The sequence below is a fragment of the Sphingobacterium chungjuense genome (assembly GCF_011316935.1).
Classification (GTDB): domain Bacteria; phylum Bacteroidota; class Bacteroidia; order Sphingobacteriales; family Sphingobacteriaceae; genus Sphingobacterium; species Sphingobacterium chungjuense.
Map to the genome: position 1 here is coordinate 171,739 of NZ_WLYS01000006.1, position 14,425 is coordinate 186,163.

Annotated in this window: 12 protein-coding genes; 7 read left to right on the top strand and 5 right to left on the bottom strand. The window is 41.8% G+C overall.

Features of this window, described 5'->3' with window-relative positions:
* The first annotated feature begins 82 nt into the window (after nucleotides 1-82).
* Nucleotides 83-1,480, top strand: a complete 1,398-nt coding sequence (locus tag GKO22_RS14455; protein WP_166336240.1) for an NAD-dependent succinate-semialdehyde dehydrogenase — start codon at nucleotides 83-85, stop codon at nucleotides 1,478-1,480.
* Between the two features lie 245 nt (nucleotides 1,481-1,725).
* On the opposite strand, the gene GKO22_RS14460 is transcribed toward GKO22_RS14455, so the two are convergent.
* A complete protein-coding gene (locus GKO22_RS14460) occupies nucleotides 1,726-2,235 on the bottom strand; it encodes a hypothetical protein (RefSeq protein WP_166336241.1) in 510 nt (169 codons plus the stop codon).
* 245 nt (nucleotides 2,236-2,480) lie between these two features.
* Between GKO22_RS14460 and GKO22_RS14465 the strand changes: the two genes are divergently transcribed.
* A complete protein-coding gene (locus tag GKO22_RS14465) occupies nucleotides 2,481-4,034 on the top strand; it encodes a sensor histidine kinase (RefSeq protein WP_166336242.1) in 1,554 nt (517 codons plus the stop codon).
* 31 nt (nucleotides 4,035-4,065) lie between these two features.
* On the opposite strand, the gene GKO22_RS14470 is transcribed toward GKO22_RS14465, so the two are convergent.
* From GKO22_RS14470 to GKO22_RS14485, 4 genes are all read right to left on the bottom strand, one after another.
* Nucleotides 4,066-4,311: a hypothetical protein gene (locus GKO22_RS14470; protein ID WP_166336243.1), complete on the bottom strand. Its 246-nt coding sequence runs from the start codon at nucleotides 4,309-4,311 to the stop codon at nucleotides 4,066-4,068.
* 47 nt (nucleotides 4,312-4,358) lie between these two features.
* Complete coding sequence (locus tag GKO22_RS14475; RefSeq protein WP_166336244.1) at nucleotides 4,359-6,953, bottom strand: outer membrane beta-barrel family protein; 2,595 nt, start codon at nucleotides 6,951-6,953, stop codon at nucleotides 4,359-4,361.
* 154 nt (nucleotides 6,954-7,107) lie between these two features.
* Nucleotides 7,108-7,806, bottom strand: coding sequence for a LytR/AlgR family response regulator transcription factor (locus GKO22_RS14480; protein WP_166336245.1), 699 nt, complete (start codon nucleotides 7,804-7,806; stop codon nucleotides 7,108-7,110).
* Nucleotides 7,796-8,782: a sensor histidine kinase gene (locus tag GKO22_RS14485; RefSeq protein ID WP_166336246.1), complete on the bottom strand. Its 987-nt coding sequence runs from the start codon at nucleotides 8,780-8,782 to the stop codon at nucleotides 7,796-7,798. Before GKO22_RS14485 ends, GKO22_RS14480 begins: the two co-directional genes overlap by 11 nt.
* A 256-nt stretch (nucleotides 8,783-9,038) precedes the next feature.
* Here GKO22_RS14485 and purN point away from each other — a divergent pair, with 256 nt between their 5' ends.
* From purN to rimK, 5 genes are all read left to right on the top strand, one after another.
* Complete coding sequence (gene purN, locus GKO22_RS14490; protein ID WP_166336247.1) at nucleotides 9,039-9,614, top strand: phosphoribosylglycinamide formyltransferase; 576 nt, start codon at nucleotides 9,039-9,041, stop codon at nucleotides 9,612-9,614.
* 45 nt (nucleotides 9,615-9,659) lie between these two features.
* Complete coding sequence (gene purH / locus GKO22_RS14495; RefSeq protein ID WP_166336248.1) at nucleotides 9,660-11,186, top strand: bifunctional phosphoribosylaminoimidazolecarboxamide formyltransferase/IMP cyclohydrolase; 1,527 nt, start codon at nucleotides 9,660-9,662, stop codon at nucleotides 11,184-11,186.
* Nucleotides 11,187-11,309: 123 nt separating this feature from the next.
* Complete coding sequence (locus GKO22_RS14500; protein ID WP_166336249.1) at nucleotides 11,310-12,488, top strand: AIR synthase related protein; 1,179 nt, start codon at nucleotides 11,310-11,312, stop codon at nucleotides 12,486-12,488.
* An 18-nt stretch (nucleotides 12,489-12,506) separates the two neighbouring features.
* Nucleotides 12,507-12,941 carry an ATP-dependent zinc protease family protein gene (locus GKO22_RS14505; protein ID WP_166336250.1) on the top strand — a complete coding sequence of 145 codons (435 nt, stop codon included), beginning with the start codon at nucleotides 12,507-12,509 and terminating at the stop codon, nucleotides 12,939-12,941.
* Nucleotides 12,942-12,982: 41 nt separating this feature from the next.
* The gene (gene rimK, locus GKO22_RS14510) at nucleotides 12,983-13,921 is read left to right on the top strand and encodes a 30S ribosomal protein S6--L-glutamate ligase (protein WP_166336251.1); all 939 of its coding nucleotides are present in this window, start codon (nucleotides 12,983-12,985) and stop codon (nucleotides 13,919-13,921) included.
* The last annotated feature ends 504 nt before the right edge of the window (nucleotides 13,922-14,425 follow it).

The following is a 14,425-nucleotide window of genomic DNA, read 5'->3' on the forward strand; positions in this document are numbered from 1 at the left end:
GCTATTTGTCTGTTGTAAGCGTATACATGAGCATAGCTGCTCATGCATACAATGGAATAATAAATCAACAACAAACAATACAATGAGCAAGTCAACATTCAAAATTATCAATCCGTATACCGAACAAGTTGAAAAAGAATATCCTTACCATAGCGTAGATGAGTCTATGCAACTACTGGACAAGGCCGATCAGGCATTTCACCGTGTGTGGAAGAAAAAAGACGTCTCCGAGCGAGCGCAATTATTACTAAAATCTGCTGAAATCTTGGAAAGTCGCAAGAGCGAGATCGCCAAGCTCGCATGTGTAGAAATGGGAAAACCATTGACAGCCAGTGAAGGGGAAATAGACTACTGTATTCAGATATTAAAGTATTATGGGGAGAATACTGCTAGATTTCTGAAAGATCAATCTATCCCTGAAATTGAACACGGTGAAGCCTATGTGACCCATGAACCGTTGGGCGTACTGCTATCCGTACAACCTTGGAATTTCCCATTTTCGCAGTTAATTCGATTTGCCGCACCAAATATCGCTACGGGAAATACTATTTTGATGAAACCAACCACCGCTGTATATCAATGTGCCTTGGCCATACAAAAAGTTTTTGATGATGCCGGATTACCGGAAGGTGTATACAACACATTCGCGATTGATACCGACGAAATTGAAGCATTAGTGGCAGATAAGCGCGTGCGCGGAGTGATGTTGACCGGAAGTGAAAAAGCCGGTGCAAGTATTGCTGCCCTAGCAGGAAAGTACCTTAAAAAATCCGTTTTGGAACTCGGCGGATCAGATCCACTTATTGTCTTGGAGAAGGCGGATTTGGATAAAGCTACAAAAGGTATCGTGCAAGGCAGATTGGAGAATTCTGGTCAAGTCTGCACCTCATCCAAGCGGATCATCGTGGTAGAGTCGGTGTATGAGCAAATAGAAGCAAAAGTGAAAGAGGCAATGGCTAAAGTCAAAATTGGAGATCCTTTAGAACTGGACACCGAATTTGGCCCCATGAGTTCGGAAAGACAAATGGATACGGTATTAAAACAAATTAAAGAAACCGCAGATAATGGAGCCACATTGCTATCTGGCGGTGAAAGGCTGGATCAAAGAGGATTTTTTATCGCGCCGACGCTGTTTAGTAATGTAAAGAAGGGCCAACCAGCATATGATGAAGAGATATTTGGCCCAGTGATAGCTTTGATCAAAGTGAAAGATGATGAAGAAGCTATTAGAGTGGCCAATGATAGCCATTTCGGACTTGGATCTACCATTTTTTGTGAAGATATTCCGCATGCCAAAAGTGTCGCAAAACGTATAGATGCAGGAATGGTTTTCATTAACAGGCCAACGACTTCGTCGCCGCAACTTCCTTTCGGGGGTGTTAAAAATTCGGGATACGGTCGGGAATTATCCTGGTTGGCTCTTACAGAATTTGCGAACCAAAAGTTAGTACGCGTTACTGATATTGACGCGCCGTACTAGTACGATTAGATGATGTAAATTGAGACATGATCTGATAACAAATAATAGGATTAATTGATCCAAGCGCTTGAAATTGAAAACTTCAAGCGCTTTTATTTTATGCTTACTTGCAGGGACGATACGCTAACAACGTTTTCCATGATTTGCATTGCGCCTTACTTCTTTAGCTCTTCTATTTACAACATCGTGCTTTAGGCTAAAAGAGCAATACAAAGACAAAATCTTTAAGAAAAACCTGATACCTATTATCGATAATAATTAATCAACTGTACGCCATAGCCATCACTATCCAGCGCAAATTCTGCGCTTTCCAGCATATCACCGTCTTTGTCTAAAATAGAAATTTTGTATGTAGCGCCAGGTTTTCCTTCATCAATCGAGACAGAAAATCCAGCACCGCGCACTTCTTCGATTAATGAGACTGTTTTTCGCCAAGGTGGCGTTACCGTTTCCTCATACTCATCCGGAATGTTGTAAGGATCTGTTATCGTCGGCGTGTACTGTACTTGTGCTACAACAGCAGGCCCCTCCAAAACATACGTGACCTGAAAACCTGAGCCAACTCCTGAGTCTTTGGAACAGCTGAGAGCCGTTAAACAAAACAGCGTCAGGACAAAAAATACACTCCTATTTCTGAATAGGGCAGCTAATGTGGTAGAAATCATAGTAGAATTACGAATAGTTAGGTGAAAAATAGCATTAATTCGGGAATAATTAAGTGGCATGATTGATATTATGGTGATAAAAAAAGTCATTGGTATCCTCTTCTACCACCTCCCCATATCTATCGAGAGGCCGACGATAATGTGAAGTTAAAACCTAAAACAACTTAAGTTTCTCAGGGAATGATTTTTAGCACGATGTGAGTTGCGACGCTTGGTTCTGTAAAATAGAGCTTCTGAATAACTTGAATAATTCCCCATCTATATTCAATAAATCTTTGACAAATCATAGAAGTGTATCTCAAGATTATGTTTACATTTATCCACTGTATAATCCCATGAAAGATTTCTCTACGCACGATTTATTTTCTCAAATTGAAGCAGGCGACGATGCTATTATCATTTTTGATGCAGCGACGCTGTTAATTAAGTTTGCAAATAATTTATCTACTATCATCTTAAAAAAACCGACAGTTGACCTCGTAGCGAAGGACTGTAGAGAGGTGTTAGGTGATTTTTGGGCACTAAATAATGAGTTGATTAATGAGATTATGGTTCATCATTCCATTATAAAGCGAATGATAGACGACCCCTCCAATCGTCACAATGTATCAGATAAAAAAATCCATGTCCAATACGAAAGAATACCGTCGGAAGTGGAAGGAAGCAAATGGATCAAAATTTCCTTATTACCATTGCAAAGTGGTGATAGAGAATCGAGACAATCACTATTCAACCCTACCTACGACCCAATAATTGAGCTCGCAAAATCTAATGAGCTACTAAGCAATCTCAATACTCAACTATTAGAAAGCCAAGACAATTTACAATCCGCTTTCGAAGCGGGTAACATGGGGCATTGTGGGATAAACTTTGTGAGTGGAGAGGTCACACTAAGTAATAAAAGTCGCTTTTTCTTCGGAATCCCCGAAGACATTGAGGTAACTTGGGAGACACTACTTGAGGCTGTAAATCCAGAATATCACCAGATGGTCAACAAGGCATTTTCAGATGCTATTGATAAGGGTGATTCGGTGGATAGCACGTATTCTATCACACATCTTATTTCGGGTGAGCTCAGATGGATTAGGGTAAGGGCGAAGGTGCATCATGACTCCACCGGCAAGCCTTTAAAATTATTTGGTTTGGTCATGGATATCACGGAAGAGAAAAATGATGAGCAGCGCAAAAATGATTTCATCACTATGGTGAGCCATGAGCTGAAGACTCCTCTAACGGTTATACAGGCTTACATACAGATTATACAGCGGAAATTAGACAATAACTTGGAAACCCTAATTCAGGAATTGCTCGGCAAGACTAATATACAGATGAACCGCATGTCTAAGCTTATTAATGGATTCCTCAACGTATCTAGATTAGAATCTGGAAAATTAGATATACAAAGCGAAAAGTTTGATTTTAAAAAGCTTATTGAAGACGTAGCACACGAATCTCATTCGACGGTGAGTACGCATTATGTACACATAGGCAACGTGCCGGAGATCGTTGTGTATGCGGATCGCGATAAAATCCAACAAGTCTTAAATAACTTGGTAAGCAATGCGGTTAAATATTCTCCGGTAAATAGCGATATACTGATTAAATGTGAGTTAACCGACAATGTTTTGGTCGTACATGTTATAGATCAGGGTATGGGATTAGACGGAGAAGCTATTCCTCAGGTATTTGATAGATTTTATCGCGTGGATTCTAAAACCACGGAGAATGTATCTGGATTCGGCATTGGACTATATATTTGCAAGGAAATCATTCAAAGACATGGTGGCCAGATTTGGGTAAAAAGCACTTTGGGCGAGGGCTCTATATTTTCGTTTACGATACCTATCAACGGCCAGGAAGCTGTGCTGCAACTCGACCAGTGCTTGTAATCATATCGTGTTTACTTCGTGCTCTTTTGATTTACAGCTTGCTTTGAGGAGATACCGCTGGGATGATGATCCAATAATCAAAACTATCTATAAAATTGGCAAGGGCAGCCGACTTGCTGAAATCTTTTGGGACAAAAGAGGCTGCAACTTGGCTCTTTAAATCGAGATTAGCAAGAATAGAAGTGAAGATTTCATAATTTTTAAAATTAGGGTTTGATGACGTAAAGTCCCAAAACAAACAACGCCTGAAGCGTAGAGCTTCAGGCGTCATGATCATCTCCGCTACCAATTAGGAGCTAGACGAGCAGGATATTAATTGTTGTATTATTGCATCTGTATATCACCCATCGGGTTGGCATTTCTATTTCTCTTAAATAGGTTCATGTCCATTTTTCCAAATCTGTACGAGAAGTTCAGCTTGATCATACGTGGATTGGACAAGCGGTAATAACTTTGAGAAAAACCTTCTCCGTAGGATATAATCGTGTTGCCTCTTGTTGCCAAGATATCATTAGCTGATAAAGTAAGAGAAGCCACCTCATTTTTCAAGAAACTCTTCTTGATCGCTAGATCCAGACCATAGTATGGCTCGATAAAACCTTGGGATGAGCTCTGCGCTAGAGATGGAGGACCAAAGCTTTGCCCTTGGCTCACTGGCATATTGGTCTTGCCTTGGTATTCGAAGGCCAACTGGATATTCCAATGCTTTTTCAGGTTGAAGTTGTTATTCAATTTACCAAACACGGTCCACAATGGATCTTGTGCATTCACGCCATCGCTAACGGTGATTTTGGAATTGTAAAAGTTCAAATCGGCTGTCAAATCCCACCAAGGTTTTAGATTGGTCGTATAGGTAAACTCTGCCCCATAATTCTGTCCAGAATTGGCATTGATATAGGTATTGATAAAGTCTAGATTGCCCGTAATAGGATTCGTTTCCTGTGCTAAGAAGCGCGTAATCAAGTTACTGGTGTGCTTGTAATAAACAGTAGCGATAAAAGTGCTTTTATTACTGCTTCGGCTATAGCTCAATTCTCCAGAGTTCGTGAACTCGGGCACTAGATCGGCATTACCACGGGTAATATTCAAACTATCGGTATAATCTACGAATGGAATCAGTTGAAAGAAGTTCGGACGATTGACCCTGCGCGTTCCGCTGATCTGAATCTGATCTTTGTCCGACAGCTTTTTGCTTAAAAATAAGGAAGGAAAAAGATTCAATGGAAAACGGTTGCTAAATGTCTCTCCCGTATTGATTAAGCGACCATCGTAGGCAGAGCTTTCAACTCTTAGTCCTGCTTTGTACGAAAATAGATCTTTCACTTGGCCGCCAAGAGATGCGTAGGCCGCATATACACTGTTCTTGCTATCATAATTGGCCGAAGCAGCTTCGATGTTTTCAAAGTCGGTCTCGCCAACGCGACGCAACAAGTTTTGGTTATTGTTTGCTACGTTGTTGATCTGAGCGCGAGCGCCAGTTTCCAATTTCATACCATTAGCAAATGGTTTGACGTAGTCAATCTGAAAGGTAATATTTTCATTATCACCATTTCCAAAGTTTCGTTGTATTTGCGTGCCTCCGATTTGACCGGCCGCATTGAGGTAGTTGGTGGTGTACAAACCATCCAGCTCATTTTGTCCGCCAAAATAATTGAAGTCGGCGGTCAGCTCCTCGCCTTCTGTCGCAAATTTGTGTATCACACCTGCCTGAATTCCGCGCGGTTTGAAACTTCTTTCTGTTTCCGCCATTCGGTCGCTTACGGATGATATGCCGGCAGATAAATTGGTAATACGCGTGTTCTCTACTGGCTTGAAACTTCCGCCAGCTATAATACCCGCTAATGAAAGCGTGGTTTTGTCGGTCAGGTCGTAATCCACTCCTAACCTTCCAAACGTAATCATGCCCTTGGTCTTGCTATCGATGTCTTGCATCACTTGCGAACTCAAGCCATCTACTACGCTCGAACGATCGCTATTTCCTTCGGTATTCGTGCGGATACGCATGTTCATCGCCGTTAGGGAAAGGTTTAATTTACCCTGCCTGGCATTGAAACTACCCATAAAATTGGATCCGCCTAAGCGATCTACACCGGCATTGACCATCCCGTTGTAGCCTGTTTTCTTATTTTTCTTGAGGATAATATTGAGAATGCCGGCCATACTACCAGAAGCATCGTATTTGGCAGAAGGATTGGTGATAATTTCTACTTTTTCAATCACGTCGGCCGGAATCTGGTCGAGTGTCAAAGTCGTTGGTCTACCATCTACAAAAATAGTGGGTGATGCATTTCTCAGTTTTATATTGCCATCGATATCCACTTGAATGGATGGCATATTTCTCAACACATCAATAGCTGTACCGCCGGCCGAAACGATGTTTTTCTCGACATTGAATACTTTTTTCTCCATATCGATCTCTAGCAATCGCTTGCGCCCTGTTACGGATACTGCAGCGATATCGGTTGCATCGCCTAGTAAAGTAATCGTGCCAAGATCTTTATTGAAAGCTGCCATCATCTTGGCGATTGTGGCAGCATCTGGTTTTCCTGTTGGTGGGCCAGCAAGGCTGTCGCGCTTAGGCATTTCGTATTGCACTGGCATTTCTACAGTAGAATAGCCGATCGCACTGATTTTTACCTTGAGCTTTTCCGTCAACGGCACATTCTCAAACTTGAAGACGCCGGAAGAATTGGACACAGTAGCATGCACTAAGGTCTCTTTTCTCGTGCCACTCGTGCTATCATCGATAACTTTGAGCAGTACGACCGAGATTTGTGCTAAAGATTCATCGGTATCGTTCTGGATTTTTCCAGTCAATGTACCTTCTGGCTTTCCACCAGGTTTATTGGCAAATGGATTTTGGGCGTATGCCGCGTACAGGGTACATGTTAGTACAAAGACGGATAGAAGTTTTTTCATGTGATGTCGTAGTATCTCTCATATTTCTGAGATCTACCAAGTAGTAGATTAGAAATATGCACAAAGATTGGCTTCCTCCCGTTATTCCACAACTATCTGTAGACAAACGACCGCAATCTGTAGACATTTGCACCCTCATGAATCCCGTATCTTATCAGGAATTGAACTTCCGAATGGCTTCTGCGTATTTTTTGCCGATAGGCAAAGACACCGCTCCGAGGAATAATTTGCTGGTGTGAATAGCAGAAATCTTGCTGGTATTCACAATGTAAGAATTGTGAATCCGTAGAAAAGAAAATTTGGATAGTACCTCGGCCATGCCACGTAAATTCATCCGCGTCAGGAGTGGCTGTGCGCGATTCACCAGATGAATCTTTACATAATCTTTCAGCCCTTCGACATGGCTGACGTCGTCCACCAATATCTTGACTTTTTGATATTCTACATTAACGGTAAAATAATCACTGATTGGGCTTTGAGTACTGTTTTTTGCCAATTCTAATCGCGCAGAAACCTTATCCAATGCCACACCTAATCGTTCTCTACGAATCGGCTTGGTGAGGTAATCGACTACATTTAATTCAAAACCCTCGACGGCGTATTGATGGTAAGCCGTGGTAAATACGACTAAAGGAATATTTTCCAAACTCCTGATAAACTGCGTACCTAAGATCTCGGGCATCTGGATATCAGTAAATATCAGATCTATCTCGTGGTTTCGCAGATATTCCCGAACGGGTAACGTGCTGGTGAACTTGGCTAACACTTCGACATTTGGAAACATAGACAAATCATCTTCCAACAGGTTCAATGCAAACGGCTCGTCGTCTATTAAAATACATTTAATTACCATGGCATGTGATATGAAGTGATACGTTGAAAAAACCATTCTCCTTCGAGATCACTAGTTCATGTTTATCCGGATATAGCAGTTCCAATCGCCGTTTGACATTGCTAAGCCCAATGCCTGTATTATCTTCTCTACTAGCTTCGATTAAAACTTTGTTCCTAGACTGAAAGATAATCCCTTCAGGCGTGGTTTCGAAACGAAAATAAATATCCGGTGGCGTTTCACTATCCACGCCAAATTTGAAGGCGTTCTCTATAAAATGGATAAACAGCAGCGGATGAATCAAATGATTCTGAAGTTCTGGCGCCACAGATAGCTCCACCCTACCTTCTACGGGGAAGCGGAGTTTTTGTAACTCCATAAAATTTTTGATGTGCTGAATCTCCATGTGTAGCTCTACTTTATTATCGCCTACATCATATAGAATATACCGCAATATTTCCGACAGTTTAAAGATAGAATCTTCGGATTCGAGCGGTTGTTTGCGCACTTGCCAACGGATATTGTTGAGCGTGTTGAATAGGAAATGTGGGCTAATCTGAAGTTTCAGCAAATTAAGCTCCGCAGTGGTTTTCTGCAATTGAATCTGCTTATTGAGCTCTTTTTGTCGGTCTTGTTCATTATAGAAGAACAGCATATTGCCAATGATGACACACAAAAAATAAATAATACTGGGGCCAACAAACAACCGGACAACCACCAGATCCTCGCGTTCCATTTTTGCAAAATCACCATTTGGATTATTGACTATCAGGAGGTAATTGATGGCGATATAACACAGCAAGCCCGCTATCGTAAACAAGATAAATTTGGCGCGCTGATGAAAGAAAAATTTAGGAGCGACGTATTTGCTAAGTAGATAGAAACTGGAGCATAGAAAAAATACATTCAATGAATGAGATTTGAGCAGATAGGGATCAAAATCCCGCATCTTCTCCGGTTCGTACAGATAATTTACAAACGGCAGTGTAAATATCATAAACCACACAAAGATGTGTACGTAATAGTTCCTCAGGAAATTTGCAATCATAAGTTGAATACTGTAGTATGCTATATGATGTAATCTAAATAGTTTTTCGGATTATATATGTATCTGGATTCAAAAAATAACTTTTATAAAACATTCTTTTTCCACAACATAATGGTTTATTAATATTTCATATAAGGCTTTTAGGTCGAAAATGTGTTATATTTGGGTGTAAAAAGGCTACTGACACTATCAACAATCATTATTTGTGAAAAAACGTATCGCTATCTTTGCTTCAGGATCAGGTTCCAATGCTCAAAAAATCATGGAACATTTCAAATATTCGGACCTCGCTGAGGTAGCCATTGTGTTAAGTAACAATCCAGATGCCTACGTTTTACAACGTGCGGATAATTTTGAGATCCCTTCGCACATTTTTGATAAAACGGTATTCTATCAAACTAATGAAATCGTCGATCTATTAAAACGGTTGGAAGTAGATATGGTCGTACTAGCCGGTTTTCTATTATTAGTGCCTGAAAATTTGTTGCAGGCATTCCCCAACAAAATCATCAACATACACCCAGCTCTTTTGCCAAAGTTTGGCGGTAAAGGCATGTATGGAGACCGCGTGCACAAAGCCGTCCTCGCCGCTGGCGAAAAGGAGCATGGTATCACCATTCACTTTGTCAACGAGCATTTTGATGAAGGTGAAGTCATTTACCAAGGTCGTTTTGCGGTGGATGCGGGCGACACCTTGGAGATCATCAAATTTAAAGGACAGCAACTAGAGCACCTACATTATCCCAAAGTAATCGAAAACTTGCTCAAGAAATACAACTAAATAGTTCATTTATTGCTACCTTTGCGGCTTCATAAGCAGAAGATAATGAACCACGCCGTAAAGATTAAAAATGCCTTGGTTTCCGTTTATTACAAAGACGGATTGGCCCCTCTTATTGAATTATTGAACAAATATGGAGTTACCTTCTATTCTACAGGTGGTACCGAATCTTTTATTAAAGATCTAGGTATTGGTGTAGAACGCGTAGAAGACCTGACTTCATATCCATCTATTCTAGGTGGTCGCGTAAAGACTTTGCATCCAAAAGTATTCGGCGGAATTCTTTCTCGTCGTCCATTGGAGAGCGACAAAGAGCAGTTGGAACAGTATGAAATTCCTGAAATTGACTTGGTGATCGTGGATTTGTATCCATTTGAAGAAACACTAGCATCTGGTGCTTCGGAAGAAGATATCATCGAAAAGATTGATATTGGTGGTATTTCTTTGATTCGCGCTGCCGCAAAGAACTTCAACGACGTGGTAATCATCTCTTCGAAGAATGACTACAAAGAATTGGAAGAAATCCTAGCTGCACAAGCTGGTGTAACCACTTTGGAACAGCGTAAATCATTCGCGAAGCGCGCTTTCAATACCTCGTCGCATTACGATACTGCGATTTTCAATTATTTCAACCAAGAAGATCCACTTCCGGTATTCAAACAATCGGCACAACAAAGTCAGGTACTTCGCTACGGTGAAAATCCACATCAACAAGGTGTCTTCTACGGTGATTTGGACAAGATGTTCGACAAATTAAATGGTAAAGAGCTTTCTTACAATAATTTGGTAGATGTAGATGCGGCGGTGGCGATTATCGATGAATTCGAAGATCCTACATTTGCGATCTTAAAACACACGAATGCTTGTGGTGTAGCTTCTCGCCCAACGGTAAAAGAAGCGTGGACGGCGGCATTGGCTTGCGATCCAGTTTCTGCTTTTGGTGGTGTACTCATTACTAACGCTACCGTTGACGCAGCAACGGCAACAGAAATCAATCAATTGTTTTTCGAAGTATTGATCGCACCAGCGTATGATCAAGACGCCTTGGAGATCTTAACAGCCAAGAAAAATCGTATCATTTTGAAGCGTAATGAGGTAAAATTACCGGAGCAACAATTCAAGACCTTGTTAAACGGGGTCATCTTACAAGATAAAGATAACACCGTAGAAGGTCCAGACTTGATGACGACGGTAACGGAAAGACAACCAACCGAAGCGCAATTGGCGGATCTATACTTCGCGAACAAAATCGTGAAACATACGAAATCAAATACCATTGTATTCGCGAAAGACAATACCTTGATCGCTTCTGGCGTAGGCCAAACTTCTCGTGTAGATGCCTTGAAACAAGCGATCGAAAAAGCAAAAGCTTTTGGCTTTGACATCAAAGACAGCGCGATGGCATCGGATGCTTTCTTCCCATTCCCAGATTGTGTGGAGATTGCTGGTGAAAATGGTGTTGCAGCGGTATTACAGCCGGGCGGTTCGATCAAAGATCAACTATCTATCGATATGGCAAACGAAAAAGGCCTAGCGATGGTGATCACCGGTGTGCGTCATTTCAAACACTAAGGATCATTTTTAGTAGATAAATACAAATCCCTTCCTTCAACAGGAAGGGATTTTTGCTTAGTACCGTATTTAGTGACACGGTATTTCACTTTTTCCTTTCCAATTCCCTATTTTTGCGCTAACATGTCAGACTTAAAATACAATCAACGAGGTGTCTCGGCCGGAAAAGAGGACGTACACAATGCGATCAAAAACATTGATAAAGGACTCTATCCGCAGGCTTTCTGCAAAATCATCCCTGATATCTTGGGCGGTGATGCAGACTGGTGCAATATCATGCATGCAGATGGCGCAGGTACTAAATCTTCGTTGGCGTATGTGTATTGGAAAGAGACTGGCGATGCATCGGTATGGCGCGGCATTGCGCAAGATGCCATCATCATGAATTTGGATGATTTGTTGTGCGTAGGCGCAACGGATAATATCTTGCTTTCATCGACGATCGGTCGTAACAAAAACCTGATTCCGGGTGAAGTGATTGCTGAAATCATCAATGGTACAGAAGAGATTTTGGCAGAATTACGAGAGATGGGCATCGGAATTTATTCTACCGGTGGCGAAACGGCTGATGTAGGCGATATCGTACGTACAATCATCGTGGATAGCACAGTGACTTGTCGTATGAAACGCGCTGATGTGATTTCAAATCACACCATCCAAGCAGGCGACGTAATCGTTGGTTTGGCGTCCTACGGGAAAGCAAGCTACGAATCAGCTTATAACGGTGGCATGGGATCCAACGGATTGACTTCAGCACGCCATGATGTGTTTAATAAGTCAATTGCAGAGAAATATGCGGAAAGCTTTGACCCAGCTGTTCCTTACGATTTAGTATTTAGTGGCAGTCGTTCGTTAACCGACAAAGTTGCCATTGGTGATGGTCAAGAGGTAACGGCCGGACAATTGGTGTTGTCGCCAACACGGACGTATGCGCCAGTGATCAAAAAGATATTAGATCAGCACCGTGCTCAAATCCACGGGATGGTGCATTGTTCTGGGGGTGCACAAACGAAAGTACTACACTTCGTAGATAATGTACACGTGATTAAAGATAACTTATTCCCAATCCCACCACTTTTTGAATTGATTCAGAAAGAATCGGGCACGGATTGGCAAGAAATGTATAAAGTCTTCAACATGGGTCACCGTATGGAACTGTATGTTCCACAGGAGTTGGCTGCTGATATTATTGCGATATCTAAATCTTTTGATATCGATGCACAGATCATCGGACGTGTAGAAGCTGCCGACAAAAAACAAGTAACTATTCAGTCGCCTTATGGCGAATTTGTATACCATTAAGGTATCCTAAAATAGCGTATGGTAAAAGAGAAAAAGATCATAGGCCGGACGGAGATTATAGACTTGCCGGAGTTGGGACTCTACAATCTTCCTGCGAAAATTGATACGGGGGCAGAAACTTCGGTAGTACACTGTGAAGATATGGAAGTGCTCGAAGAAGATGGACACTTGTATATCGTAGCGCATATTGCGGCATCCGACGACTCAGATGATATGATGGAGATTAGATTTCCAGTACACCGAGAACGTACCGTCAAAAGCTCTTTTGGACAATCGGAAACACGCCATATTTTTAGAACTAAAATTAAAATATTCAACGAACTATACGACATCAAGCTTTCCTTTAGAGATCGTTCTGCCATGACCTACCCGATGCTGTTGGGCAGGAACTTTATTGCTGGAAAGTTTTTGGTGGATGTATCAAAAAGAAATCTAGGGCAAAATTTGCGCTAAAACTTATCCACTCATTCTTTGTTTTCATAAAAAACTACATTTTGAAAATTGCCATTTTATCAACAAATAAGAATTTGTATTCTACCAGACGTCTGGTAGAATCCGCTCAGGCACGCGGTCACGAATGTGTGGTAATCGACCATAGCAAATGCTATGTCGGTATACAGCAAGACAAGCCTAGCATACATTATAAAGGACAAGACATTGCCGGTATCGATGCGATCGTACCGCGTATCGGTTCTTCGGTTACTTTCTACGGATCGGCGATTGTACGCCAATTTGAAGTGATGGACGTGTTGTCAGCCAACCCAAGCCAAGCGATTACACGCTCTAGAGACAAACTGCGCTGTATGCAAATCCTTTCGGGAGCTGGTTTAGGACTTCCTATTACGGGTTTTGCGCGCACTGCTTCGGATGTAGACGATTTGATTAGTATGGTAGGCGGTGCGCCACTAGTGATCAAATTATTGGAAGGAACGCAAGGAATTGGTGTGGTATTGGCCGAAACCAAAAAAGCGGCTTCTTCAGTGATCGAAGCATTCTACGGATTAGGAAATAACATTCTGATCCAAGAGTACATCAAAGAATCGAAAGGATCGGATATACGTGCTTTTGTGGTAGACGGGAAAGTGGTTGGCGCCATGAAGCGGACGGCGAAAGAAGGCGAATTCCGCTCAAACTTACACCGTGGTGGCAGTGCGGAAATCATCAAGTTGACGCGTAAAGAAAGAGAAACGGCAATCTCTGCTGCCAAAGCGATGGGACTAACCGTAGCGGGCGTAGATATGCTGGCGTCCGATCGTGGACCACTCATTCTGGAAGTAAATTCTTCGCCAGGTTTGGAAGGCATCGAAACGGCTACTGGAAAAGACATCGCCGCTGAAATCATCCAGTATCTGGAACGACAGCACGAAGCAAAATTGGCTTTAAAACCCGCCATACGTGTAAAAAGAACCGTTAAAAAAGAAAGCAAACTTTAAAAGTTTGCTTTCTTTTTTAACGGTCTAGTTTGCCTTTATAAACTCTATACAGTGCGAGAAGATCTGGTCTCTGGCTAATCATACCTTTCTATTGCAAGAAATTGTCATTGACCTATCTGCCATACAGAGCTCACACTCCCGTAACATTCTTTTGTTTAATGTGTGCTTTTTAATTCACCATTACTTCACGTCTCCTTCACCATTGCTTGGCGTTTGATTCACGGTTAGTGTACTAAGAATCCACTTTATTCGGGTATTGCTACCTACAAATGGTATACTACAGGTAAGAGCTTGGTAAAGCTATACAGGCGCTATCCAGAATACAGCGCGCAGCTAGATGTACTTACTAAAGCGGAAGGCCTTTGCGCGAAAAAAACTATTAAACACAAAAAAGCCCTTGCAAAGTTGTTGCAAGGGCTTTGGTATAAAATTAGGCACCGACCTACTCTCCCACCTGTTACGGCAATACCATCGGCTCTGGCGGGCTTAACTACTCTGTTCGGA

What these genes read in the sequence shown, in the direction of transcription:
- GKO22_RS14455 (WP_166336240.1), top strand. Translation starts at nt 83, where the DNA reads ATGAGCAAGTCAACATTCAAAATTATCAATCCGTATACCGAACAAGTT.
- GKO22_RS14460 (WP_166336241.1), bottom strand. Translation starts at nt 2,235, where the DNA reads ATGACTTTTTTTATCACCATAATATCAATCATGCCACTTAATTATTCC.
- GKO22_RS14465 (WP_166336242.1), top strand. Translation starts at nt 2,481, where the DNA reads ATGAAAGATTTCTCTACGCACGATTTATTTTCTCAAATTGAAGCAGGC.
- GKO22_RS14470 (WP_166336243.1), bottom strand. Translation starts at nt 4,311, where the DNA reads ATGATCATGACGCCTGAAGCTCTACGCTTCAGGCGTTGTTTGTTTTGG.
- GKO22_RS14475 (WP_166336244.1), bottom strand. Translation starts at nt 6,953, where the DNA reads ATGAAAAAACTTCTATCCGTCTTTGTACTAACATGTACCCTGTACGCG.
- GKO22_RS14480 (WP_166336245.1), bottom strand. Translation starts at nt 7,806, where the DNA reads ATGGTAATTAAATGTATTTTAATAGACGACGAGCCGTTTGCATTGAAC.
- GKO22_RS14485 (WP_166336246.1), bottom strand. Translation starts at nt 8,782, where the DNA reads ATGATATTTACACTGCCGTTTGTAAATTATCTGTACGAACCGGAGAAG.
- purH (WP_166336248.1), top strand. Translation starts at nt 9,660, where the DNA reads ATGAACCACGCCGTAAAGATTAAAAATGCCTTGGTTTCCGTTTATTAC.
- GKO22_RS14500 (WP_166336249.1), top strand. Translation starts at nt 11,310, where the DNA reads ATGTCAGACTTAAAATACAATCAACGAGGTGTCTCGGCCGGAAAAGAG.
- GKO22_RS14505 (WP_166336250.1), top strand. Translation starts at nt 12,507, where the DNA reads ATGGTAAAAGAGAAAAAGATCATAGGCCGGACGGAGATTATAGACTTG.